The sequence below is a fragment of the Streptomyces sp. M-16 genome, assembly GCF_052114405.1.
Taxonomy (GTDB): Bacteria; Actinomycetota; Actinomycetes; order Streptomycetales; family Streptomycetaceae; genus Streptomyces.
Window position 1 is genome coordinate 12,516 of the sequence record NZ_JBFRER010000004.1, and the last position, 24,946, is coordinate 37,461.

Below are 24,946 nucleotides of genomic sequence, written 5' to 3' on the forward strand. Positions count from 1 at the left end.
GGTGAGCCAGATCGTCGTCAAACGCCCGCCCCGGTCCCTGCCGCCCGAAGTGCCTTCGGACGAGCTGAGGCTGGAGGCTCCGCCGGAACTCCCGCGGGGGCAGCAGGAGGGCATGCTGATGCAGCTCCTGCCGATGCTCGGCATGGGCTCGTCGGTCGTCTTCTTCTTCATGCCGGGTGCGGCGCCGTTCATGCGCATCATGGGCGTGCTGATGCTGGCGTCGACGGTGGGCATGGTCATCGCCCAGCTGGTGCGCTTCCGGCGCGGTACGCAGGGGCAAATGGCGGACGTGCGCCGGGACTACCTCAAGTACCTCGCGCAGACCCGCCGTCAGGTGCGCAGGACCGCGCGGGCGCAGCGTGACGCGCAGCTGTACCTGCACCCGGCGCCCGAGCAGTTGTGGTCGGTGGTGGCGGAGGGCTCGCGGCTGTGGGAACGCCGGGTCGGCGACGCGGACTTCGGTCAGGCGCGGCTGGGTCTGGGCGCGCAGCGGCTCGCGACGGCGCTGGTGGCTCCGGACACGGCTCCGGTGGACGAGCTGGAGCCGCTGACGGCGGGCGCGATGCAGCGCTTCCTGAAGGTGCACTCCTCGCTGGACGGGCTGCCGGTGGCGCTGTCGATCAGGGCGTTCTACCACGTGACGGTCTCCGGGGAGCCGGAGTCGGCGCGCGGGACGGTCCGGGCGCTCGTGGCGCAGCTGGCGACGCTGCACTCCCCCGAGGACCTGGTGGTGGCGGTGGTGGCGGCGCCGGGCGCGGTGCCGTCGTGGGACTGGGTGAAGTGGCTGCCGCACACGCAGGTGCCGGGTCAGGTCGACGGGGCGGGTACGAAGCGGCTGTTCGGCGACGACCTCGGTGAGCTGGAGGAGCTGCTGGGCTCCCGGCTGGAGGGACGGTCGCGGTTCAGCCGCGAGGTGTCCCCGGTGCTGGAGCAGCCGCACCTGGTGGTGGTCCTCGACGGTGGACTGGTGCCGCCGGACTCGGCGTTCGCGGCGGCCGAGGGCCTTCAGGGCGTGACCATCGTGGAGGTGGTGGCGGGCGAGCTGGACGAGCCGCGCGGCGGCCTGTCGGTCGTGGTGCGGCCGGGCAGGCTGCGGCTGGAGTCGGGCGCGGGCGTCGCGTACGAGGGCACGCCGGACACCCTGTCGCTGCCGGCGGCGGAGGCGCTGGCGCGTCAGCTGGCGCCGCTGCGCACGGGCGGCGGGGACGACGACGAACCGCTGCTGGCGAACCTGGACTTCACCGATCTGCTGAACCTGGGCGACGCGGCGGCCGTCGACGTGTCGCGGACCTGGCGGCCGCGTTCGGCCGGTGAGCGGCTGCGCGTGCCGATCGGCGTGGGCGAGGGCGGCGCGCCGGTGATGCTGGACCTGAAGGAGGCCGCGCAGGAGGGCATGGGCCCGCACGGGCTGTGCGTGGGCGCGACCGGTTCGGGCAAGTCGGAGCTGCTGCGCACGCTCGTGCTGGGCCTGGCGGTGACGCACACCTCGGAGACGCTGAACTTCGTGCTCGCCGACTTCAAGGGCGGTGCGACCTTCACCGGGATGGGTCAGATGCCGCACGTCGCGGCGGTGATCACCAACCTGGCGGACGACCTCACCCTGGTGGACCGGATGGGCGACTCGATCCGCGGGGAGCTCCAGCGCCGGCAGGAGCTGCTGCGCTCGGCGGGCAACTACGCCAACATCCACGACTACGAGAAGGCCCGCGCGGCGGGCGCCCCGCTGGAGCCGCTGGCCTCGCTGGTCCTGGTGATCGACGAGTTCAGCGAGCTGCTCACGGCGAAGCCCGACTTCATCGACATGTTCATCCAGATCGGCCGCATCGGCCGTTCGCTGGGCGTGCACCTGCTGCTGGCCTCGCAGCGGCTGGAGGAGGGCAAGCTGCGCGGGCTGGACACCTACCTGTCGTACCGGATCGGCCTGCGGACCTTCTCGGCGGCGGAGTCGCGCACGGCGATCGGCGTGCCGGACGCGTACCACCTGCCGTCGGTGCCCGGTTCGGGGTACCTGAAGTTCGGTACGGACGAGATGACCCGGTTCAAGGCGGCGTACGTGTCGGGCACCTACCGCTCGGGGGGGCCGGACCTGTCGGTGGGACCGTTCCCGGTGGAGCGGCGGCCGGTGCTGTTCACGGCGGCTCCGGTGCCGGTGGTGTACGCGGCCCCGGACCCGGCGTACCTGGCGGCGGGCGCGGTCCGGGAGGACGACGCGCTCGCGGACACGGTGCTCGACGTGATCGTGGGCCGGCTGGAGGGGCAGGGGGTGCCGGCGCACCAGGTGTGGCTGCCGCCGCTGGACCAGGCTCCGCCGCTGGACCAGCTGCTGCCCGCGCTGGCGCCCTCGGCGGAGCGGGGGCTGCACGCGGAGGGGTACACCCGGCCCGGTGGGCTGGTCGTTCCGCTCGGTCTGATCGACAAGCCCTTCGAGCAGCGCCGCGAGGTGCTCTACCGGGACTTCTCGGGGGCGGCGGGCCACATGATGGTGGTCGGCGGCCCGCAGTCGGGCAAGTCGACGCTGATGCGGACGCTGATCTCGGCGTTCGCGCTCACGCACACCCCGCGCGAGGTGCAGTTCTACGGGCTGGACTTCGGCGGCGGCGGTCTGTCGGCGGTGTCGGAGCTGCCGCACGTGGGCGGGATCGCCTCCCGGCTCGATCCGGAGCGGGTGCGGCGTACGGTCGCGGAGGTGGCGGGGGTCCTCAACCGGCGCGAGGAGTTCTTCAGGGCGAACGGCATCGACTCCATCGCCACCTACCGGCGGCGGCGCGCGGCGGGGGAGCTGCCCGGCGAGGCGTGGGGCGACGTGTTCCTGATCGTCGACGGCTGGGGTGGTTTCCGTACCGAGTACGAGGGCCTGGAGCCGGTGGTCACGGACCTCGCGTCCCGGGGTCTGGGCTACGGCATCCACGTGGTGGTCACGGCGGCCCGGTACATGGAGGTGCGGGCCGCGCTGAAGGACCAGATGCTGAGCCGGCTGGAGCTGCGGCTCGGCGACGTGATGGACTCCGAGTTCGACCGGCGGGTCGCGGCCAACGTGCCGACGGGGATGCCGGGACGCGGCCAGGTGCCGGAGAAACTGCACTTCCTGGGCGCCCTGCCGCGCGTCGACGGCGCGCACGACGCCGAGAGCCTCTCGGAGGCCACGGCCGCCTTCGTGGCGGCGGTGCGCTCGGGCTGGTCGGGGCCGGCGGCTCCGGGCGTCCGGCTGCTGCCGCGGCTGCTGCACGCCGACCAGCTGCCCAAGGGCGGGGAGTTCCCGGAGCGCGGGATCGCGATCGGCATCGACGAGACCGCGCTGGAGCCGGTGTTCGTCGACTTCGAGACGGACCCCTTCTTCCTGGTGTTCGGCGAGAGCGAGTCGGGCAAGACGAACCTGCTGCGGCTCATCGCCCGGCAGATCGCCGACCGGTACACCCCGGACCAGGCCAAGCTGGTCGTGGGCGACTACCGGCGCGGGCTGCTGGGGGCGCTGCCGGAGGAGTACCTGCTGGAGTACGCGCCGATGGCGAGCTCCCTGCAGATGCACATGGAGGCGCTGGGCGGAGTGTTCTCACGCCGGCAGCCGCCGACCGACGTCACTCCGCAGCAGCTGCGCGACCGCAGCTGGTGGACGGGCCCGGACGTGTACATCGTGATCGACGACTACGACCTGGTCGCGACGAGCCAGGGCAATCCGCTGGCGCAGCTGGTGGAGTTCCTGCCGTTCGCCCGCGACACGGGGGTCCGCTTCATCATCGCGCGCAGCTCGGCGGGCGCCTCCCGGGCGCTGTACGAACCTTTCATGCAGCGCGTCAAGGAGCTGGGCGCGCAGGGCGTGGTGCTGTCGGGCGACCCCTCCGAGGGCGATCTGCTGGGCACCGTACGGTGCCGCCCGATGCCGCCGGGCCGCGGTTACTTCGTCTCCCGCAGGCGCGGCACGTCGCTCGTCCAGCTCGGGCGGATGGCGGGGCCGTCCTGACGGGGAAGCCGGCCGCCGCCGTCGCCTCCGGGCGGGGCGGAGGCCGCCGCCCGGCGGGCGTCCTCGGTGATCATCGGGAAACACTCCCCCGCCCCGGCCGGCAGCACCGATAATCGGCAGACCGCGGTAGCACCGCACCACCGAGGGAAGGGCCGCACATGGGCACCCAGCAGGAGAAGGACGAGCTGTACGCGCTCGACATCAGCGGCGTCGAGTGGCAGGGCCCGCCCGGGACCAGCCCGGACGAGGAGCGGGTGGAGATCGCCAGGCTGCCCGAGGGCGCGGTGGCGATGCGGTCTTCGCTGGACCGCGACACGGTGCTGCGGTACACGGCGGCCGAGTGGGAGGCCTTCGTCCTGGGGGCCCGGGACGGGGAGTTCGACCTCACCTGAGGGCGGTCGTGCATGCGCGAAGGGGGCGCGCCCGCGGTGGGCGCGCCCCCTTCGCGCGGGCGCCGTGCGGAGGGGTACGGGGCTCAGAAGGCCTCGGTGAACAGGCGCGAGGCCTTCACGTCGGTGGCGCGGTAGTCGCCCTTGCCCTGCTCGATGATCCGGGCGACCTTTTCGAGCTCCTGCTGCATGTGGTCGGCGCGGCGGTGGTACTTCGTCTGGAGGTTGACGTACTCCATGTGCGCCTCACCGTCCCAGGTGTCGGTGACGACCTTCACGGCCGCCTCCATCTCGTCGAGGTCCTTGAGGATGTTCTTCGAGACGACGCGGATGCGGTCCGCCATCTGCTGGACGCTCTCGTACCGTACCCGGGTGTGGCCGTCGGTGCCGGACATGATCTTCTCCTTCGCGGTGGGGTTGCTGGGGACGGCGCCGGACTCAGATGCCGTCGAGGCCCGAACGGCCGCCGCTGCCGCCGCCGATCGAGTTGAACGCGGCGCGCACCTCGTCGTCCTGGGCGTTGGTCAGGTTCTTCGTCTGCGAGACGGCGTTGTGCAGGACGCCGAGCAGACGGCGGATCTCGTCGTGGTCGATGTTGAGGTCCGACTGGGCCTTCTTGAAGCCCTCGGCACCCACACCGGTCCAGCCCGCGCTGACGGTGGCCAGGATGTCGGCCAGCTCGCGGGACTGCGTGGTCACGGCATTGGCCGTCTCGGAGATCTTGTTGGCCGCCTTGACGACCGGATCGTCCGCAAGACCGAAGTTGTTCGTCATCCGAAGCTCCTCACTTCTCAATTCCCCGGCAGAACCGGCGGATTGCAGGGCGGAGCGGACCTTCGCGACGCGGAATTCCAGTCACGCGCGCCGCACTTCCCCCTCCGCTTCACGAATCCCCCGATCACAGTCGTGAAGCCTGCGGTCACTCTAGCCAGTTCGGGTCCCACGCCCAACACCGGTGGGCCGTCACCGTAGATGAACCGTGACCGTTCACTGCAAACGGCGTCGGCGGCGGCTCCGGGCCTCGCGGACGACCGTCGCGGTGGCGGCGATGACGGCGATGAGGACGGCGCCGACGCCGAGAGCGTACGTGCCGATCCGCTCCTCGCGCTCATGGGCGGTTTCCGACAGGGCGAGTTCGGCCGCCCGGGGCGCGGCCGCCGGGGGCGGGCCGGGGTCCGGGACGGGTGCCCGGGGCTCCTCGCGGTCCTGGGTGACGGCGCGTACCGGGTCCACCACGCCCCAACCGACGTAGTCGTCACGGCCGTTGACGGCGCGCTCGGCGGTGTTCTGGATCTGCCAGACCACCTCCTGCGGGGTCCACTGCGGGTGCTCGGCGCGCAGCAGGGCCGCGACCCCGGCGACGTAGGGGGCGGAGAAGCTGGTGCCGTTGTCGATGCACTGGCCGAAGCCGGGGACGGTGGAGACCATGTCGACACCGGGGGCGGCGACGCCGATGAAGTCGCCCGGCTGGGAGAACGCGGCCCGCTCGTTGTTGCGGTCGGAGGAGGCCACGGCCAGGACCCCGGGGAAGGCGGCGGGATAGGTCCGGCGCTTCTGGCCGTTCAGGCCGTCGTTGCCGGCCGAGGCGACGACCACCGCCTTGGCGTCCAGGGCCCGCTGGACGGCCTTGCCCAGGTCGGAGTCGGGGGTGAGCGGGGCGTCGGTGTCCTGGGAGATGTTGATGACCTGGGCGCCCTTGGCCACCGCGTGGTCGATGGCCTGGGCGAGGGTGGCCGCGTTGCCGTTGCCCTGCCCGTCGTTCTGCCGGATGGGGATGACGGTGGCCTCGGGGGCCAGGCCGACGAAGCCGGTGCCCTCCTGGGGACGGGCCGCGATCAGGCCGGCGACCTTGGTGCCGTGCCCGACGGTGTCGTTGGTGCCGTCGCCGCCCTTGGGGTCGAGGAAGTCCCGGCCGGCGCCGGGGTCGAGGGCGCCGGAGAGCTGCGGGTTGGCGCGGTCCACGCCGGTGTCGATGACCGCGACGCGGACGCCCTTGCCCTTGGTCCGCGCCCACAGCGCGTCCAGCATGAGCCGCTGGAGGGCCCAGGGCCGGTCGGCGATCTGCTTCTTCATGGGGAAGGTGCACTCCCCCGCCCCGGCGAGCCTCAGGGCGTACGGGGCCGGGGACGGCGGCGCGGACCGGGCGCCGGGCGCGGCGCCGACGGCGGCACCGTACGCCGCCACGAGGGCCAACGCGGTGCCCGCCAGCACGGCGCGGGGCGTCTGCGGCACGGGCGGCCTCCTCATGAACCCTGCGGCTGACGGGCGGAGTTGGTGTCGAGGCGGGGCCCCTTGGAGAGGAACTCCGACCAGGCGATCGGCACCATGGCGGGCACGACCCCGCCGTAGCCGAGCCGGATCTGCGCCTGGCTGGCCTCGGGGCGACCGTCGCCGGCCCCGCCCGGGGCCTGCGGGTCGGGCGCGCCGATCTTCGACTGCGCGGCGTCGCTGTCGCCGTTGGCCTGGACGGCGTAGCGCAGGCCGGTGTCGGTGACCAGGAACAGCGATCCGCCGGCCGTGGTCTGGCGGCCCTGGACCTGGGTGTAGAGCAGGCCCGTGCCGGGGGTGACGTAGGAACTGGTGCCGCTCGCGGCGATGTCGACGGGGAATCCGGTCCCGGCCCAGGTGCTCAGCGTCTGGTTGCCCTGCCCGTCGACCGAGCGCAGCACGTTGCAGACGGTGTCGCGCCGTTCGGCGCCCTGCGGAGCACCGGGGGTGTCGGCGACCCGGTTGACCTGCTTTCCGCGTTTGCGCGGCCACCGGGCCTCGTCCTTGAAGGGGGTGGCGTCGGAGCCCAGGGACTGCAGGTCGATCTCGTGGGCCTTGCCGTGCATGTTGAGGCTGTCGGTGGCCGGCGAGGAGATCAGCAGCCAGGCCACGAACTCCGAGACGGGGGCGACCCGGTCGGGCAGGACGACGTAGTGCTGCGTACCGGAGCCGGTCTGGGCCGTCAGCACCATGCCGACCTTGGCGTCGGCCGCGCCCAGGCCCGGGACCGCCGCGTTCGCGCCCGGGGTGCCGGGCAGTTGAGGGAAGGCCAGGTCGTCGCCCGCATTGAGGGTGGCGAGCCACTCCTCGGTGACCGGCTGCGGGGTGGCGCCGGTGCCGACCAGGGCGGTGGTGAGGGTCGCGGAGTCCGGTTTGCCCTCCGGGAAGCGGTACTTGGTGCCCGTCGCGTCCACGAGGAAGCGCTCCTTGGCCCCGCCGGTGCTCTGCACGTACAGCACCTGCCCGTCGGCGGTGCGGCGGGCGTCGTCGAGCAGTCCGGCCTCGCGGTCGGCGAGCACGAACGCCGCCGTCTGGACGCCCCGGCCGTTGCCGCCGGGCTGCTGGCAGACGGCCCAGCGCTTGGCCTTGCCGGCCTCCTGCTTCGCGGGGAGCCGGTCGGGGGCGTAGGGGATGCCGATGATGGGGCCGCGCGGGGGCTTGCCCGCGTCGAGCACCTTGTCCTCGACCTGGACGACCTTGAACTTCTGCGGGTCGAGGAGGAGCCGCGCGGAGGCCAGGTTCAGCACGGGGTGCAGCCGGGTCTGGTCCTTGCCGCCGACCTTGGTGGTGAGGACCACGTACCGGGTCGTCGACTGCTTGCCGACGATGACGGTGGCGCCGGGCTCGTCCCAGCCCTTGGGCGCCTGCGGTTTGAACATGCCCCAGGCTCCGAAGCCCGCGACCACGAGCGCCCCGATCACGACCCCGGGCACGACGGCGCGCAGCGGCCTGGGCGCACCCTCCTCGGTGCCGGTGGCCGAGGGCTGCAGGAACGCGGCCACCGTGCGCCGCTTCGCGAAGGTGTACGCGTTGAGCTCATCACGTCGTGATGCCATGACCGCCTGCTTCTCCCCGCACGGCCCGGCCGGTGGGGCCGCTCCCCGGGCCTTGGTTGTCGGACCGGGGACCTACTATGCCTCTTGACGGAGGGTCGGCAGGGGGCGGGTAGGCTGGGAAGTCCGCTCAGCGCCTTCCGGACCGGGGTAATTCAGGGCTTGTTGGGGTGGATCGGGGAGGTTCCGGAGCCGGCGGCCGCCGCCGCGCGGTGCCGGACGCGCCGGGTCCGCCCCCTTGATGGGGAGGTGTGCGAGTGAGGGCCACCGCGACGGAGCCGCAGGCGGCCGCGGCCGCACCCGGACGGGGCGGGGTGACCCCGCATCCGAAGTCGAGCCCGGGCCGGTTCGGGCCGTTCCGATTGCAACAGCTCGTACTCCTCCAGCTCGCCGCGGCCGTCCTGCTCGTGGCGTGGATGGGGGAGCCGCTGCTGCTGGTGCCCGCCGGCGTCCTGGCCCTCGTCCTGGTGCTGCTGGCCGTGGTACGCCGCCACCAGCGGTCCCTGCCCGAGTGGATCGGCGGCGCGCTCGCGCTGCGGGCCCGGCGCCGCAGGGCCGCGTCGCTCGCGGTGCCCGCGGGGACCGAGCCGGGGCTGGCCCCGCTGGTCGAGGCCGATCCCGCCCTGCGGACGCTGACCTTCAGCGACCGTGACCGGCGGCCGGTGGGCATGGTGGGCGACGGGACCTTCCTGACGGCGGTGGTCCAGGTGGACATGGACGCCACCGCGCTGCGGCCGGACCGGGGGGCGCGACCTCTCCCGCTGTCCGCGGTACGGGACGTCCTCGAAGTGGACGGCATCCGGCTGGAGTCGGCACAGCTCGTCCAGCACACGCAGCCCGCTCCGGCCCCGCACCTGCCGGCCCGGTCGATGGCCACGCTCAACTACGCCCCGCTCCAGGCCCGGACGGGCGCCCCGGCCGTGCGGCTGACGTGGATCGCGCTCAAGCTCGACCCCGAGCTGTGCCCGGAGGCCGTCGCCGCCCGCGGCGGCGGAATGGCGGGGGCCCAGCGGTGTCTGGTGCGGGTCGCGGACCAGCTGGCGAGCCGGCTGACCGGGGCCGGGTTCCGGGCCGCCGTGCTGACGGAGCAGGAGCTGACGGGCGCGCTCGCGACCTCCTCCTGCGCGAACCCGATGGCGATCACCCAGGCGGGACGGGCGGCGAGCACGGGCCGGCGCACGGAGGAGACCCCGCGGTCCTGGCGCTGCGACGACCGGCGGCACACCACGTACTGGATAGCCCGCTGGCCGCAGTTGGGCGGTACCGGGGCGGGGCTGCCGCAGTTCGTGGCCCTGCTGACCTCGCTGCCCGCGCTGGCGACGAACTTCAGCCTGACGATGGCCCCGGCGGAGCGGCAGGGCGTGACGCTGACCGGGCACGTCCGGGTGACCGGGCGCAGCGACGAGGAGCTCGTCGCGGCCCGGCGGGAACTGGAGCGGACCGCGCGGGGCGTACGGACGGGACTGGTCCGGCTGGACCGGGAACAGGTGCCGGGGCTGCTGGCCTCGCTGCCGTTGGGAGGTGCGCGGTGACGGGCTCGGCGAGGAACGCGGTCAGGGGCGGTTTCGGGCTGATCGGGCCGCGCCGGGAGCGGCACGTGGTCCCGGCGGGCGATCTGGACGCGCTGGCGCTGCCCGTCGGGGACGACGGGGTCGTCATCGGCGTGGACGCGGAGGGCCGCCCGGCGGTGCTCGGCGTGAACCGGCCCACGCCGTACGAGGTCACGCTGATCGGCGGCTTGTGGACGGCCCAGGTGCTGGCCCTGCGGACGGCGGCGACCGGGGCCCGGGTCGCGGTGGAGACCGGGCGCGGGCAGGTGTGGTCCGGGCTGGCCCAGGCGGCCGGCGGCGGACAGCAGTGCGTGACCCTGCACGACGTGGGCCGGGTGCCGCCGCAGGGCGCCTCGGCGGGCAGTCCGGTGCTGGTGATCCGGGACTGCGGGATGCGGCCGCCGCGCGGACGGGTGGTGGCCGGGCCGTGGCAGTCGGTGCTGACCCTGCTGCCGTACCTGAGCCCGGCGGCTCCGCGGCTGTGCCGGAACTCCGCGCTGGTGGGGGTGCAGCGGGTGTCCCCCGAGGAGGCGGAGCGGATCGGCGCCCTGATGGCGCTGCCGCGGGCGGCGGTGGAGTCCCTGCCGACCCTCGGGGACGGGGTGACGCTGTGGTGTACGCCGCGGGACCGGAAGTTCGTGATGACGCAGGGCACGGAAACGGAGACGGGCCTGCTGGGCGCGGCGCGGCGCATCGACTGAGACGGTGGTGCGCAATGACGGTTGCTCAGGGCGCGGGTGGCCTGTAGGCAGGAGTGCGGGGGCGCGACCTCGGGGGCCTCGGGGTCACGGGGCGCGATTAGGCTGAGCGCGGGCGCGGCGTCGAGTTGGGCGCCCGACCGGTGTTCGACAGACCAGGAGGACCAGTGAGCGGCGATCGGAACGAGAGGCGCGGCGGGACGTGGGACGTCCCGACGGACGATCAGTCCGACGCGGAGCCCGATGTGACGGGCGAGTTCACCATCGACTACACCCCGCCGGCCTGGTACACGCAGGGCGCGTCGGCGCCGGCCGCGCCGGTTCCGGGGCTGCCGGGGCTGCCCGAGGGCAGCGGATTCGAACCCCACCGGCCGTCGGACGTGGTCTCCCCGCCGACGATGCGGATCGCCCCGCCGGCCCCTCGCACCCCGTCCGACCCCCAGTCGGCGAGCGAGGCGCCGCTGTCCGCGTTCCCGGCTCCGGCGGACTCGGGCGCGCCCGCGTTCCCGGCTCCGACGGACGCGGTTCCGCCCGCGTTCCCGGCGCAGGGTCCGGCCGCCTTCCCGGCCCCGGCCCCGGCCGATGCCGTGCCGGCGTTCCCGGGTGCCGCTGCGGCCCCCTACCCGGCGCAGGGGGAGACCCCGGCGCCGTTCCCCGGTCAGGCCCCGCCCGCCCACCCGGGACAGGCGGGGAGTCCGGCTCCCGCCGGCGCGGCGGGGGACGCGGCCGCCCCCGCGCAGGCGCCTGCCGACGCGCCGTCGTCGCCCCCGGGGGAGCCCGCCGGATCTCCGGCCACTGCCGCGCCCTCGGCCTCCGAGGGCACGGCCCACGCCGACGCGCCCGCCCCGGACCAGCCCCGGGAAGCGGCGGCGGACGCCCCGTTCCGGGTGCCGGTGGTCGAGCCCATCGTCGTGCCCGCACTGCCGGAGGTCCCCGCGGCGCCCCGGACCGCCACGCCCGCCGAGGGCGTCAAGGTGCCGCAGGACGCCCCGCAGGGGCCGTACGCCCCCGCCCCCTCTCCCGCGGCTACTCCGTTCGGGGGACCCGGCCACGGGGGTGAGCTGCCTCCGCTGCCGCCCGCGTTCCCGTCCTCGGGTCCGCCCCAGGGGTACGGGTTCCCGCCCGTCGGCCAGCCGCAGCCCCAGGCCCAGGCCCCGCAGGGCTACGGCTTCCCGCCTCAGGCGACACCGCAGGCCCCCGTCGCCCCGTGGCCCCAGCAGCAGGCCGCGCAGCCACAGCCGCCGCAGCCGCAGCCGCCGCAGGGCCCGTACCAGCAGCAGCCCGGCCAGGGACCCGGCGCGCCGCTGGGCTACACCGCCGCCGTCGAGCTGTCCTCCGACCGCCTGATCCGCGCCAAGCAGAAGCCCAAGCCCACCCGCTCCGGCTTCCGCTTCGGCGGCAAGGCCGCCGAGGCCGACCGCCAGCGGAAGCTCGAACTGATCCGCACTCCGGTGATGTCCTGCTACCGCATCGCCGTCATCAGCCTCAAGGGCGGCGTCGGCAAGACCACGACCACCACCGCCCTCGGCGCGACCCTCGCCACCGAGCGCCAGGACAAGATCCTGGCCATCGACGCGAACCCCGACGCCGGCACCCTCGGCCGCCGCGTCCGCCGCGAGACCGGCGCGACGATCCGCGACCTGGTCCAGGCGATCCCGTACCTGCACTCGTACATGGACATCCGGCGGTTCACCTCGCAGGCCCCCTCGGGCCTGGAGATCATCGCCAACGACGTGGACCCGGCGGTCTCGACGACCTTCAACGACGAGGACTACCGCCGCGTCATCGAGACGCTCGGCCGCCAGTACCCGATCATCCTCACCGACTCGGGCACCGGGCTCCTCTATTCCGCGATGCGCGGGGTCCTGGACCTGGCCGATCAGCTGATCATCATCTCGACCCCGTCGGTGGACGGCGCGAGCAGCGCCAGCACCACCCTCGACTGGCTGTCCGCCCACGGGTACGCCGACCTGGTCTCGCGCTCGATCACCGTCATCTCCGGGGTCCGCGAGACCGCCAAGATGATCAAGGTCGAGGACATCGTGCAGCACTTCGAGACCCGCTGCCGCGGGGTCGTCGTCGTGCCCTTCGACGAACACCTGGCGGCCGGCGCCGAGGTGGACCTGGACCTGATGCGACCCAAGACCCGGGAGGCCTACTTCACCCTCTCCGCGCTGGTCGCCGAGGACTTCGTCCGCGCACAGCAGCAGGGCGCGCAGGCGCACTGGGGCGGACCCCAGCAAGCCCAGCAGCCCCAGCAGCCCCAGCAGCCCCAGCAGCAGCCGTACCCCCAGCAAGCCCCGCCGGCTCCGGCCCCGCAGCCGGCGGGCCCGTACCAGCAACCGCAGCAGCCCCCGTACGGCGGCCAGCCCTACCCGCAGCCCGGCCAGCCCTGGCAGCAGCCCCCGGGCCAGCCCCCGCGCGACCCGCGCCTCGGCTGAGCCGGGACACGGCAGACGAGCGAGAGGGCGCGTACCCACCCCAAGACGGGACGGGCCCGCCGGCTGCATCCCGTACAGGTCCAGGCCCACGCGGTCGATCGCGTACGCCTCCACGGTCCGCTCGGTGGCGTCGAACTGCACGTTCGTGCCGACCGAGATCGCCGCCGGCATCCGCTCGCCGTCCGCCGTCAGCCAGCCCGCGTACACCCCGTCGGCCGGGATCGCGGTGTGCGGCTGGGTCTCGACGTTCGCCGTCGGGTAGCCGAGCTCGCGCCCGCGCTGCGCGCCGCGCACCACGACGCCCTCGACCCGGTGCGGGCGGCCGAGGATCTCGGCGGCGCCGTCCATGTCCCCCTCGGCGACGAGCCTGCGCGCGAGGGTGGACGAGAACGGCACCCCGCCGCCCGCCTCGCCGCGCTCCACCAGGTCCACGACCTCGACCTCGTAGTCGTACGTGGCGCCCAGCTCCGTCAGGAAGTCGACGTTCCCGGCGGCCCGGTGGCCGAAGCGGAAGTTCGGGCCCTCGATGACGGCACGCGCGTGCAGCTTGTCGACCAGCACCTTCACGATGAAGTCGGCCGGGGACAGCTGTGAGAACTCCGCCGTGAAGGGCAGGATCAGCAGCGCGTCGACCCCGAGGCCGGCCATCAGCTCGGCGCGGCGGTCGTAGGGGGCCAGGATCGGCGGGTGGCTGCCCGGCCGGACGACCTCGCTGGGGTGCGGGCTGAAGGTGACGACCACCGAGGGCACGCCGAGGGCGCGCGCCTTCGCGACGGCCTGCCCGATGATCAGCTGGTGTCCCCGGTGCACACCGTCGTAGGAGCCGATGGTGACGACGCTGCGTCCCCAGTCCTGGGGGATGTCCTCCAAGCCACGCCAGCGCTGCACTGTGACCGCTCCTCGCCCGAACCCGTGTAGTCCCTGTACCGATTGCAGGTCTAAGACTGCCATGCCGGTGGCCGGGGCCCCGCATCGGCGTCCGCCTGAGGGCCGGGCCGCCTCATGTGACGTCCGGGGCGGCCCTGCTGAGGGTCTCCACGGTACGCCGGGCACCGGGTCCGAGGAGGGCCGCGGCATCGGCCTCCGCGTCCGTGAGCCAGCGTGCCACCAGCGCCCCGAAGGCCGGATCGGCGCGGGCCAGCTCCACCGTGCGGTGCTCGAAGACGACGGGCCCGCCGGGGGCCCGCAGCAGCCGGCGGCCGGTCCGCCGGAGCAGCTCCCGGGTGCGCTCCTCGGGGCGTACGGAGGCCGCGGCGGCGAGGGCCTCCAGGAAGGCACCCAGGACCGACGGATCGGCCTCCTCGCGCAGCAGTACGTCGGCCAGCTCGCCGCGCAGCGTCCGCGAGGGCTCCCCGCCCGGCGCGGCCAGCACCCGGGCCAGCTCGGACCGTACCGGCGGCGGGGCCGTGCGCAGCAGGTCCAGGACGAGGGCCCGCAGCACGGGCCCGGCGGCCGGGCCCTGTTCCAGACGCCGGTCGACGAACGCGGCGGCGTGCGGGGCGTCCTCGGGGTGGCCGGCCAGGTGGTCCCGTACGAGGTCGCCGGCGCGCCGGGCCAGCCCCGGAGTGGTCAGCCCGGCCAGCGCGCGCAGCACCTCGCCGTCGGCGCGGGCCCGCAGGGCGGCGAACACGGCGTCCGGGTCGGGCAGTACGGGCAGGGCGGCGACCAGCGCGGAGGCGGGCAGCCGGGAGCCGCTCCCGGGGTCGCGGAAGCAGTCGAGGGCGTCGGGCAGGTAGCGGGCCCGTACCTGGGGGTCGCGCAGCAGCACGGCGAGGGCGCTGCCGTGCAGGGAGGCGTCGCCGGGGCGGGCGAGCAGCGCCCGGGCGGCGTAGCGCAGCAGCTCGCGGTCCGCGGTGCTGCGCACGTGGGGGGCGGTGGCGAGGCCGTACGCGGCCGCGGCCACGCGGCGGCCGGGGCGCTCGTCGTGGGCCCAGCGGTCGACGGCGCGGGACATGGCGGAGGGCTCGTCCTCGGCGAGGACGGCGAGCAGTTCGTCGGCGCGGGGGTGACCGGCGCCGACGAGGGCCTCGGTGAGGTCGTCGACGGCCAGGGCCCGGTGGGTGTGCAGGAGGGCCTGGGCGGCGGTGGCGACGGTGGCTCCGGGGCGGCCGCGCAGGCGGCGTTCGTCGGTGAACCAGGCGCAGAGCAGGGGCAGGACGAGCTGCGGTGCGCGGGCGAGGCGGCGGGCGGCGGCCTCCAGGTAGTGGTGGTCGGAGGGCAGCAGGCGGCGCAGCAGGTCGAGCCGGTCGGACTCGGGCAGCCGCAGCCGGTTCCAGAACCAGCCGCCGAACTCCCCGGGACCCGCCCGGGCCACGTGCTCGGCGAGGGCGTGCAGGACGGGGAGGTGGGGGGCGGCGTCGGGTGCGGCGAGCAGGGTGCCGCGCAGCAGTCGGGCGGCCCACCAGAGGCGGTCGGGGTGGACCGGGCCGTCCGGCTCGGCCGGCTGTTCCGTGAAGGTGTTGAGGGCGCCGACCAGGCGGGTCAGCACACCCCGGGTCTCGGCGGGCGGGAGCCGCCGCAGGGCCTCCAGGACGGGTCCGATGCGGTGCCGGGGCACGGGCGGGCCGGGGGTGGCGGGGCCGCGGTGGACGAGGGTGTCCAGGGCGGTGGGAACGTCGAGGTGGGCCGCCTGGAGCCAGTCGGAGAGCTCCTCGTGCGCGAAGCGGTAGCCGGGGCCGGCGGGGACGAGCAGGCCCTCGGTGAGGACGGCGGAGGCCCAGCCGGTGCGCCAGGGGAACAGTTCCTCGAAGGAGGCCCGGTCCAGCTGGCCCTGCCCGGGGCCGAGGCAGCGCCGGGCGGCCTCGTGCACCCGCCCGGCCACCCGCGCGGCGAGCCGCCGCACCCCGGGCCCGTACACCACCCCCCGGCCGGCGCCGCCGCCCTCGGTCTCGGCACGGCTCTCGCCGGGCCCGGCGAAGCCCCGGCCCGCCCCCGCCCCGGCGCTCCGGTCCCCGGCGCGCCACGCCTCCTCCCGGCCGGGTCCGTGGCCGTCACCGGCCCCCGTCCACGGACCGGGCGACCCGGCGCTCCGCGGCCGCGGGATCCCGCCGTCCGGGGCGGGGCCCCGGCGGCTCCGCTCCCCGGCACCCCGGACGCCACCGGCCGCCTCCCCGGCGGGCCCCGCGCCCGTACCCCGGTCACCGGCGGTCCGGTGCGCGTCGGGACCGCGACCGGCGGCCCCGTCCGCGGCCTGCCCTTCCGGGTCCGGGCCGCCGCCATGGCCGCCGCCATGGCCGCCGCCGGAGTGCGTGCCGTCGGTATGAGTGCCGCCGGAAGGGGCGCCGCCGGAAGGGGCTCCGTCGGGGTGCGCGCCCCCGGTGTCGGCCCGGCCTCCCGCGTGCCGTCCGTCGGCGGGGCCCGTCGGCGGAGGGGTCCCGGGGCGCACGTCCCCCGCGGTCCACGCGGCCCCGGCCGGCGCGCCGCCGGTATCCGCGGCTCCCGCGGTACGGGTGCCCGCCCGCGGGCCCGCGGGGGGTGTGCCCGGGGGCTCCGGGCCCTCGGGGGCCCACGCCGGGGCGGTGTCGGCGACGGCGAGCCGGACGGCCACGCGCAGGGCCACCAGGTCCAGGTGCGCCGCGAACACCTCGTCCCGCCCCGGGCGGCCCGCCGTGACCTCGGCGGCTCGGATCCCGGCGAGCAGGCTCAGGGTGAGGGGGTGCCGGGCGTCGGCCTCCCGCACGGCGTCGTCCGGGATCCCCAGGCGGGCCCGCGCCGTCCGCGCCTCGTCCGGGGTCAGGTCCCCGACCGGGAGCGCGGGCGGCAGCCGCCGTGCCGCCCGGTCCGGGGCGTGCAGCATCCCCGGCGGGTACAGCTCCCCCGCGCGCTCCCAGTATTCGGGCCGGGCGGCGACCACCAGCCTGGCCCCGGTCCCGCCCAGCCACCCGGCGGTGGCTCCGGTCCACGGCGCGAGGCGGTGCGCGAGCTGCGGCGGCATCTCCTCGGGGGCGTCCAGCACGACCAGCAGCGCCCGCCCGGCGTCCGCCGCCAGCCCGGCCACCCGCTCGGCCGTCCCCGGCGGCACGGGCCCCGCCCCGCCGGCGGCGACGATCCGGCCGGCGGCTTCGAGGGCCCGTGTCACGGCGTCGGCCAGGGAAGCGTCCCCGCCCCGCAGGTCGGCCCCCCGCAGCCACAGCGTCGGCGCGGGGAGGGGGCCGCGCGCGCGGTCGGCGGCGAGGGCGGCGAGGGCGGTGGTGCGGCCGGTGCCGGGGGCGCCGACCAGACCCAGGACCTGGCGGTCCCCCGTGGTGAAGGCGGCCAGCCCGGCGGCGATCGCGGGACGCGGCACCGGTTCCGGCACGGCGCCGGGCGCGGATCCGGGCGCGGGCGCGGTGCCGGGGGCCAGGGGGAAGGCCGAGCCGAGGGTGATCGCGGTCAGCTCCAGCACGCCGGCGAGGTTGAGGTCGGCCCCGTACCCCGGCACGGTGGCGGAGTTGCGTGCCAGCAGGGCCGCGAGGGGGCCGTCGGGCACCGCCGCGGCGCAGGCGCGCAGGGGGACGGCGAAGCTTCCGGAGCGGTGCTCCGTGCCGAGAGCGGTGCCGAGGACCGCGAGGACCGCTCCGGTCTCCGCGTCGAGGACCGGCCCCCCGCAGGTCTCCGCGCCCCGCGTGAGGGCGTCCCGGCCGTCCGTGCCGATCGCCAACTCGACGGTGGCGGGCAGGAGGTGGGCGCGGCCGGCCGCGGTGTAGGTGACCTCCGTACCGGCCGCGAGCACCCGCGCCTGGCGCCAGCCCCGCGCGGGGAGGCGTACGTACGTCCCCGGAGGGATCACCTCCCGCATCGCGACCGGCAGCGGGCGCAGCCCCAGCCCGTCGGTCCGCACGAGGGCCAGCCCGAGGTCCGGCAGGGCGCTCACGTCCTGCGGGCCGGCGGGCCAGCGCCGGCCCCCCGGGCCGTGCAGCACCACCCGGGCCGGTCCGTCGACGGCCGCGTGGCTGGTGATCACCGTGCCGCGGTCGTCGGCCACGAAGCCGCTGCCGCGCGGTCGCCCGGCCTCGTCGCAGACCAGCACGAGCCCCACGGCGCCACCGGCCCCCGGTCCTCCCGCCCCGTCGCAGTCCGCGAGGACGCCCCCGGAGGCATCCCGGGAGGCGCCCCCGGGGACGTCCGTGGCGACGCCCGTCCCCAGGCGCGTGCCGAAGCCCGCGCCGAAGTCCGTGCCGGAGTCCGTCCGGGGCTCGGCCCCACGACTCCTCGCACCGTCGGTGACCTCGTCCGTCATCGCCGCACCACTCCCCTGCCGCGGGACCCCTGGTCACGACGGTAGGCAAGTGAAGATCAGCACGAAAAGCACGCGGGGCGAAAGCGCCCCCTTACGCTCCCCGCATTCACTCCGAGCGCCTGCTCGGACGGGTGAATACGGGGCTCCGGGTGGATAGAGACCTACCCGAGGGGGGTCGTGGAGCGGTGAGCGGCAGACCATGTGCGCTCACCGCTCGTCAGACGAAGACCGCGAGGGACTTCGCCTTGCCGTTCTTGCTCTCCACGAGCCCGAGCAGCTGCCCCTCGGGCCCGTAGACGGCGACCGTCCGGCCGTCCGGGTACTCGTCCGGCATGTCGATCCGGACCCCGTTGGCGAGCAGCGAGGCCCTCCGGGAGTCCAGGTCCCAGCGCGGGAAGGCGGCGGCCGCCGCCTCGCCGATCGGCATCACGGTCAGCTCCTCCTGGAGCTGGTCCAGAGTCCGCGCGCGGTCGAGCTTGTACGGGCCCACCCGCGTGCGCCGGAGCGCCGTGAGGTGGCCGCCCACGCCGAGGTCGGCGCCCAGGTCGCGGGCGAGGGCGCGGATGTACGTACCGCTGGAGCAGACCACGGAGACGACGAGGTCGACGACCTTGGTGCCGTCCTCGGCCTCCGCCTCCCGCATGTCGTACACCTGGAACGAGGAGATGGTCACCGGACGGGCCGGGATCTCGAAGTCCTCGCCGTCGCGGGCGCGCTTGTAGGAGCGCACGCCCTTGATCTTGATGGCGCTGACCTTCGACGGGACCTGCATGATGTCGCCGGTCAGCTTGGCGATGCCCGCGTCCACCGCCTCGCGGGTCACCCCGGAGGCATCGGCGGACGACGTGATCTCGCCCTCGGCGTCGTCCGTGAGGGTGTACTGCCCGAGACGGATGGTCCCGAGGTACTCCTTCTCGGTCAGGGCGAGGTGGCCGAGGAGCTTGGTGGCCTTCTCCACGCCGAGGACGAGGACGCCCGTCGCCATCGGGTCGAGGGTGCCGGCGTGGCCGACGCGACGGGTCTTGGCGATCCCGCGCATCTTGGCGACCACGTCGTGCGAAGTGAAGCCGGACGGCTTGTCGACGATGACAAGGCCGTCCGGAGTCTTCCCTGCGTTGGTGCTCATTCCGCGGCTGCGTCCTCGTCGTCCTCGTCGCCCGGCTTCTTGTACGGGTCGGCTTCGCCGGCGTACTGGGCGCCGGAGGAGACCTCCCGCACCTGGGCGTCGGAGGAGCGTGCCTTGTCGAGGAGGTCCTCGATGGTCTTGGCGTTCTCCGGGAGGGCGTCCGCGACGAAGGTCAGGGTGGGCGTGAACTTGGTTCCCGCCGCCCGGCCGACCGCGGAGCGCAGTACGCCCTTGGCGCTTTCGAGGCCCGCGGCCGCGCTGGCCCGGTCCTCGTCGTCACCGTAGACCGTGTAGAAGACCGTGGCCTCCCGCAGATCGCCGGTGACCCGGGTGTCCGTGATGGTCACGTGCGTACCGAGGCGGGGGTCCTTGACACCGCGCAGCAGCTTCTCGGCCACCACCTCCCGGATGAGGTCCGCCAGCTTCTTCGCCCGCGCATTGTCGGCCACTGGTCCGTCTCCTTCTTCCTTGCAGACAAGCAATCAGTCTTCATCACCGTGGAACCGCCGTCTCACGGACAGCAGCTCCACTTCCGGACGTGCCGCGACCAGCCGCTCACAGCGGTCGAGCACGTCCGATACGAACCCCGCGTCCCCACTCACCAGGGCGACCCCTATGCGGGCCCTGCGGTGCAGGTCCTGGTCGCCCACCTCGGCCGCGCTCACGGAGAACTTGCGTTGGAGCTCGGCGACGATGGGCCGGACGACGGAGCGTTTCTCCTTCAGCGAGTGGACGTCGCCGAGGAGCAGATCGAAGGACAGAGTCCCCACGTACATGCAGTTCCGGATGTCCCGCCGGTGCGGGTTAGGTGGCCCGCCGGGCCGTCGCCCGGAGGGATCTCCCGGTCGCGCGAGCGGCCGGTCACCAGAACCGTACACGCAACGGCCGGGGCCGATCGACGGATATTCCGCCGACCGGCCCCGGTGTTACAGCTGACTACGACACGGTGCGAACCGCCTCGCGCTTACGCGCGGGGCTTCTCGCGCATCTCGTACGTCGCGATGACGTCGTCGATCTTGATGTCGTTGAAGGAACCGAGGTTGATACCACCCTCGAAGCCCTCGCGGATCTCGGTGACGTCGTCCTTGAAGCGGCGCAGACCGGAGATGGTGAGGTTCTCGGCGATGACCTTGCCATCGCGCAGGAGCCGCGCCTTGGTGTTGCGCTTGACCTCGCCGGAGCGGATGAGGACACCCGCGATGTTGCCCAGCTTGGACGAGCGGAAGATCTCGCGGACCTCCGCCGTACCGAGCTCGACCTCTTCGTACTCCGGCTTGAGCAGACCCTTCAGGGCCGCCTCGATCTCCTCGATGGCCTGGTAGATCACCGAGTAGTAGCGGACGTCGACGCCCTCGCGGTCCGCCATCTGCGCGGCACGGCCCACGGCACGGACGTTGTAGCCGATGACGATGGCGTCGGAGCCCATCGCCAGCGAGATGTCCGACTCGGTGACCGCACCCACACCGCGGTGCAGGACGCGGATGTCGACCTCTTCGCCGACGTCGAGCTGGAGCAGCGAGGACTCCAGGGCCTCGACCGCACCGGACGAGTCGCCCTTGATGATGAGGTTGAGTTCCTGGACCAGACCGGCCTTGAGGACCGAGTCGAGGTCTTCCAGGGACACCCGGCGGACGCGCTTGGCGAAGTTGGCGTTGCGCTCACGCGCAGCACGCTTCTCGGCGATCTGACGGGCGGTGCGGTCCTCGTCGACGACGAGGAAGTTGTCGCCGGCGCCGGGGACGTTGGTGAGACCCAGGACCAGGACGGGGGTCGAGGGACCCGCTTCCTCGATGTTGTTGCCCTTGTCGTCGAGCATGGCGCGCACACGGCCGTAGGCGTCGCCCACGACCATCGTGTCGCCGACGCGGAGGGTACCGCGCTGGACGAGGACGGTGGCGACGGCACCGCGGCCACGGTCGAGGTGGGACTCGATCGCAATACCCTGAGCGTCCTGCTCGGGGTTGGCGCGCAGGTCGAGCGAGGCGTCGGCGGTGAGGACGACGGCCTCCAGCAGGGAGTCGATGTGCAGACCCTGCTTGGCGGAGATGTCGACGAACATCGTGTCGCCGCCGTACTCCTCGGCGACCAGACCGAACTCGGTGAGCTGACCGCGCACCTTGACCGGGTCGGCACCCTCGACGTCGATCTTGTTGACCGCGACGACGATCGGGACGCCGGCGGCCTTGGCGTGGTTGAGCGCCTCGATCGTCTGCGGCATGACGCCGTCGTTGGCCGCGACCACGAGGATCGCGATGTCGGTCGACTTCGCACCACGGGCACGCATGGCGGTGAACGCCTCGTGACCCGGGGTGTCGATGAAGGTGATCTTGCGGTCTTCGCCGTTGACCTCGGTGCCCACCTGGTAGGCACCGATGCCCTGGGTGATGCCGCCGGCCTCGCCCGCAACGACGTTCGTCTTGCGGATGGCGTCGAGCAGGCGGGTCTTACCGTGGTCGACGTGACCCATGACGGTGACGACCGGCGGACGCGGCATGAGGTATTCCTCGCCGCCCTCGTCCTCGCCGAACTCGATGTCGAAGCCCTCGAGGAGCTCGCGGTCCTCTTCCTCCGGGCTGACGATCTGAACCTGGTAGTTCATCTCGCCGGCCAGCATTTCGAGGGTCTCGTCGGAGACGGACTGCGTGGCCGTGACCATCTCGCCGAGGTTCATCATCACGGCGACGAGCGACGCCGGGTTGGCGTTGATCTTCTCCGCGAAGTCGGTGAGGGACGCACCGCGCGACAGGCGAACGGTCTCGCCGTTGCCGCGGGGCAGCATCACGCCGCCGACCGACGGGGCCTGCATGGCCTCGTACTCCTGGCGCCTCTGACGCTTGGACTTGCGGCCACGACGGGCCGGACCGCCGGGACGGCCGAAGGCACCCTGCGTGCCACCACGGGCACCGGGACCGCCGGGACGCCCGCCGAAGCCGGGACGACCGCCGCCACCGGCACCGGCCGGACCGCCGCCGAAGCCGCCGCCACCCGGACGCGGGCCGCCGAAGCCACCGCCCGCCGGACGCGAGCCCGGACCGGCCGGACGACCGGCGAAGCCGCCGCCGGGACGACCGGCGCCACCGGGACGGGGACCGCCCGCACCGGGACCACGGCCACCGGGGCCGCCACCGGGACGGGGACCGGGACCACCGGCAGCGGGACGCTGCGGCATCATGCCCGGGTTCGGACGGTTACCGCCGGGAGCACCACCGGGACGCGGGGCGCCGCCCTGCGGACGGGGCATGCCGCCCGGGGTCGGACGGGCGCCGCCGGGACCCTGCGGACGCGGAGCGCCACCGGGGCCGCCCTGCGGACGCGGAGCACCCTGGCCGCCGCCGGCGCCGGGGGCACCGGGACGGGGAGCGCCGGCCGGACGGGGCGCCTGCGGGCGCGCCATGCCGGTGGAGCCGCCGGAGGTGAAGGGGTTGTTGCCCGGACGGGGACCGGCCGGACGGGCGCCCTGGGGACGCGGGGCCTGAGCGCCACCGGGGCGCGGGGCCTGGGCACCGGGCGTGGAGCCGGCCGGACGCGGGGCGCCGGGACGGGCACCGCCCTGACCCTGCGCCGGACGCTGCTGCGCCGGACGGGGGCCGGGGGCCGCGGCGGGACGCTCGGTGCGCGCCGGGGCGGCCGGGGCCGCCGGAGGCGCGGAGAACTCGGTCGCCACGGGAGCCGCCGGAGCGGGCTTCGGGGCGGCCGGAGCCTTGGGACCGGGACGCGGGCCGGGGGCGGCCGGAGTCACCGGGGCGCTGACGGCCGGAGCCTCGGCGACGGGCGGCTTGGGGGCCACCGGCGCACCGGGCTTCGGGGCAGCAGGACGTGCCGCGGCGGCCGGGGAGGGCGCCGCGGGCTTGGCGGGCGCGGCCTTGCGGGGCGCGCCGGGCTTCGCAGCGGACTTGCCGGCGTTGCCGCCGGGCCCCTGCAGTGCGTCAGTCAACTTGCGTACAACCGGCGCCTCGATCGTCGAGGACGCCGAACGGACGAATTCACCGAGTTCTTGGAGCTTGGCCATGACGACCTTGCTCTCCACCCCGAACTCCTTGGCGAGTTCGTATACCCGGACCTTAGCCACTTCGCTCCTTTTAGGTCCGGGTTACGCCGGACCGTCGCTACTTCATGGGCGTACTCATCGCGTACTCATCGAGTGCTCATCGCAATCTCGACCTACTTCCAACTCGCGAGGTACCTGACCGCACGGGATGTCCGTGCCGTACTTCTTCTTACGGTGTCGCCTCGGCCTCGACGGCCAGGGCTGTGCGCAGTGCCGCCGTGTCGAGCGCTCCTGCGGACCGTAGGGCCCGGGGGAACGCTCTGCGGCGGACCGCCTGGTCGAGGCAGACCGCGGCAGGGTGCACATAGGCACCCCGGCCGGGCAGCGTACCGCGTGGATCGGGGACGCATTCGTCCCCGACCGCCACGATGCGCAGCAGATCGCTCTTGGCCGCTCGCTCCCGACACCCCACACAGGTGCGTTCGGGGCATGCGCGGGCTTGCGTCCGGCCAGACACGCCTAAGTCTACCTCCCCGTACCGACCTCACCCCTTCAGGTGATAAATCGAACGGACGTTGTTGTGATCCACGAGCGGGCCTCCAGGTGCGGGCACCGCTCCGTGTCCATGTCTACCGGCCGGAAACCTCCGGCCGGTACTGGTTTATTCCCGGCCCCGGCCCTGGCCGCGGTCGTGACCGCGGTCCTGCGCGCGGTCCTGCGCCCGGTCCTGGTTCCGGTCCTGGCCGCGGCCGCCGTCACCCTCGCCGTCCCGGTCCGGGGTCTCCTCGGTGTCCGGGCGGATGTCGATGCGCCAGCCGGTGAGCCGCGCGGCGAGGCGGGCGTTCTGGCCCTCCTTGCCGATGGCGAGCGACAGCTGGTAGTCGGGCACGGTCACCCGGGCGGAACGCGAGTCCCAGTCGACGACCTCGACCTTGCTCACCCGAGCGGGTGACAGGGCGTTCGCGACCATCTCCGCCGGGTCGTCCGACCAGTCGACGATGTCGATCTTCTCGCCGTGCAGCTCGGCCATCACATTGCGAACGCGGCTGCCCATCGGGCCGATGCAGGCGCCCTTCGGGTTCAGGCCCGAACGGGTGGACCGGACGGCGATCTTGGTGCGGTGACCGGCCTCGCGGGCGATCGCGGAGATCTCGACGCTGCCGTCGGCGATCTCGGGGACCTCCAGCGAGAACAGCTTCTTGACCAGGTTGGGGTGGGTGCGCGACAGGGTCACGGAAGGCCCGCGGACACCCTTCGCCACTCGCACGACGTACGTCTTGAGACGGAGCCCGTGCGTGTACTCCTCACCCGGGACCTGCTCCTGCACCGGCAGGATGGCTTCCAGCTTGCCGATGTCGACCAGGACGTTCTTGGGGTCCTTGCCCTGCTGGACGACGCCGGTGATGACGTCGCCCTCGCGGCCGGCGAACTCGCCGAAGGTCAGGTCGTCCTCGGCGTCGCGCAGACGCTGGAGGATCACCTGCTTGGCGGTCGTCGCGGCGATCCGCCCGAAGTCCGACGGGGTGTCGTCGAACTCCTTGGGCTCCTGGCCCTCTTCGAGGTCCCTCGGGTCCTCCGTCGCCCACACGACCACGTGACCGTTGGTGCGGTCGAGCACGACGCGGGCACGCCTGAAGCTGCCCTCGGTGCGGTGGTACGCGATGAGGAGGGCCGACTCGATCGCCTCGACGAGCAGGTCGAAGGAGATCTCCTTCTCCCGGACCAGACCCCGCAGGGCACTCATGTCGATGTCCACG

16 protein-coding genes and 1 pseudogene are annotated in these 24,946 nt (G+C 74.3%); 5 read left to right on the forward strand and 12 right to left on the reverse strand.

The genetic code is table 11. From position 1 onward, the window contains the following. Position 1: 1 nt before the first annotated feature. Positions 2-3,958 (forward strand): type VII secretion protein EccCa, encoded by a 3,957-nt coding sequence (gene eccCa / locus AB4039_RS02770; RefSeq protein ID WP_442269895.1) that lies wholly within the window; start codon positions 2-4, stop codon positions 3,956-3,958. A gap of 158 nt (positions 3,959-4,116) precedes the next feature. After that, a complete protein-coding gene (locus AB4039_RS02775) occupies positions 4,117-4,350 on the forward strand; it encodes a DUF397 domain-containing protein (protein WP_266842718.1) in 234 nt (77 codons plus the stop codon). Between the two features lie 83 nt (positions 4,351-4,433). Here the strand turns inward: AB4039_RS02775 and AB4039_RS02780 are convergent, their stop codons facing one another. From AB4039_RS02780 to eccB, 4 genes are all read right to left on the reverse strand, one after another. Further along, complete coding sequence (locus AB4039_RS02780; RefSeq protein ID WP_266842716.1) at positions 4,434-4,742, reverse strand: WXG100 family type VII secretion target; 309 nt, start codon at positions 4,740-4,742, stop codon at positions 4,434-4,436. 43 nt (positions 4,743-4,785) lie between these two features. Continuing rightward, a complete protein-coding gene (locus tag AB4039_RS02785) occupies positions 4,786-5,121 on the reverse strand; it encodes a WXG100 family type VII secretion target (RefSeq protein ID WP_030227588.1) in 336 nt (111 codons plus the stop codon). Positions 5,122-5,334: 213 nt separating this feature from the next. Next, positions 5,335-6,594 (reverse strand): type VII secretion-associated serine protease mycosin, encoded by a 1,260-nt coding sequence (mycP, locus tag AB4039_RS02790; protein ID WP_442269896.1) that lies wholly within the window; start codon positions 6,592-6,594, stop codon positions 5,335-5,337. Then, positions 6,591-8,171 (reverse strand): type VII secretion protein EccB, encoded by a 1,581-nt coding sequence (gene eccB / locus AB4039_RS02795; protein ID WP_266842710.1) that lies wholly within the window; start codon positions 8,169-8,171, stop codon positions 6,591-6,593. The genes mycP and eccB overlap by 4 nt, the downstream gene beginning before the upstream one ends. 254 nt (positions 8,172-8,425) lie before the next feature. On the opposite strand from eccB, the gene eccE reads away from it, so the two are divergent. The 3 genes from eccE (at position 8,426) to AB4039_RS02810 (ending at position 12,857) form a co-directional block, all read left to right on the forward strand. Further along, positions 8,426-9,700 (forward strand): type VII secretion protein EccE, encoded by a 1,275-nt coding sequence (gene eccE, locus AB4039_RS02800; RefSeq protein WP_266842708.1) that lies wholly within the window; start codon positions 8,426-8,428, stop codon positions 9,698-9,700. Beyond that, entirely contained in the window at positions 9,697-10,419 is a 723-nt protein-coding gene (locus AB4039_RS02805) for a hypothetical protein (RefSeq protein WP_266842706.1), read from the forward strand. Before eccE ends, AB4039_RS02805 begins: the two co-directional genes overlap by 4 nt. Before the next feature lie 164 nt (positions 10,420-10,583). Beyond that, positions 10,584-12,857: an SCO5717 family growth-regulating ATPase gene (locus AB4039_RS02810; protein WP_442269897.1), complete on the forward strand. Its 2,274-nt coding sequence runs from the start codon at positions 10,584-10,586 to the stop codon at positions 12,855-12,857. Positions 12,858-12,914: 57 nt separating this feature from the next. Here the strand turns inward: AB4039_RS02810 and AB4039_RS02815 are convergent. The 8 genes and pseudogenes from AB4039_RS02815 to nusA form a co-directional block, all read right to left on the reverse strand. Continuing rightward, positions 12,915-13,745: pseudogene (locus AB4039_RS02815) on the reverse strand (bifunctional riboflavin kinase/FAD synthetase); the annotation flags it as partial. Between the two features lie 112 nt (positions 13,746-13,857). Further along, positions 13,858-18,075: a hypothetical protein gene (locus tag AB4039_RS02820; protein ID WP_442269898.1), complete on the reverse strand. Its 4,218-nt coding sequence runs from the start codon at positions 18,073-18,075 to the stop codon at positions 13,858-13,860. Positions 18,076-18,292: 217 nt separating this feature from the next. Further along, positions 18,293-19,201, reverse strand: coding sequence for a tRNA pseudouridine(55) synthase TruB (truB, locus tag AB4039_RS02825; protein ID WP_266842700.1), 909 nt, complete (start codon positions 19,199-19,201; stop codon positions 18,293-18,295). Continuing rightward, the gene (gene rbfA, locus AB4039_RS02830; protein WP_266842698.1) at positions 19,198-19,650 is read right to left on the reverse strand and encodes a 30S ribosome-binding factor RbfA; all 453 of its coding nucleotides are present in this window, start codon (positions 19,648-19,650) and stop codon (positions 19,198-19,200) included. Before rbfA ends, truB begins: the two co-directional genes overlap by 4 nt. Positions 19,651-19,683: 33 nt before the next feature. Continuing rightward, the gene (locus tag AB4039_RS02835; RefSeq protein WP_030227569.1) at positions 19,684-19,977 is read right to left on the reverse strand and encodes a DUF503 domain-containing protein; all 294 of its coding nucleotides are present in this window, start codon (positions 19,975-19,977) and stop codon (positions 19,684-19,686) included. Between the two features lie 188 nt (positions 19,978-20,165). Beyond that, positions 20,166-23,270: a translation initiation factor IF-2 gene (infB, locus tag AB4039_RS02840; protein WP_266842696.1), complete on the reverse strand. Its 3,105-nt coding sequence runs from the start codon at positions 23,268-23,270 to the stop codon at positions 20,166-20,168. A 148-nt stretch (positions 23,271-23,418) separates the two neighbouring features. After that, positions 23,419-23,706, reverse strand: coding sequence for a YlxR family protein (locus AB4039_RS02845; RefSeq protein ID WP_266842695.1), 288 nt, complete (start codon positions 23,704-23,706; stop codon positions 23,419-23,421). Between the two features lie 144 nt (positions 23,707-23,850). Continuing rightward, positions 23,851-24,945: a transcription termination factor NusA gene (gene nusA, locus AB4039_RS02850; protein WP_442269899.1), complete on the reverse strand. Its 1,095-nt coding sequence runs from the start codon at positions 24,943-24,945 to the stop codon at positions 23,851-23,853. Between the last annotated feature and the right edge of the window lies 1 nt (position 24,946).

Coding starts and splice junctions, on each gene's coding strand:
- AB4039_RS02775 (WP_266842718.1), top strand. CDS start 4,117: ATGGGCACCCAGCAGGAGAAGGACGAGCTGTACGCGCTCGACATCAGC.
- AB4039_RS02780 (WP_266842716.1), bottom strand. CDS start 4,742: ATGTCCGGCACCGACGGCCACACCCGGGTACGGTACGAGAGCGTCCAG.
- AB4039_RS02785 (WP_030227588.1), bottom strand. CDS start 5,121: ATGACGAACAACTTCGGTCTTGCGGACGATCCGGTCGTCAAGGCGGCC.
- mycP (WP_442269896.1), bottom strand. CDS start 6,594: ATGAGGAGGCCGCCCGTGCCGCAGACGCCCCGCGCCGTGCTGGCGGGC.
- eccB (WP_266842710.1), bottom strand. CDS start 8,171: ATGGCATCACGACGTGATGAGCTCAACGCGTACACCTTCGCGAAGCGG.
- AB4039_RS02820 (WP_442269898.1), bottom strand. CDS start 18,075: ATGACGGACGAGGTCACCGACGGTGCGAGGAGTCGTGGGGCCGAGCCC.
- truB (WP_266842700.1), bottom strand. CDS start 19,201: ATGAGCACCAACGCAGGGAAGACTCCGGACGGCCTTGTCATCGTCGAC.
- AB4039_RS02835 (WP_030227569.1), bottom strand. CDS start 19,977: ATGTACGTGGGGACTCTGTCCTTCGATCTGCTCCTCGGCGACGTCCAC.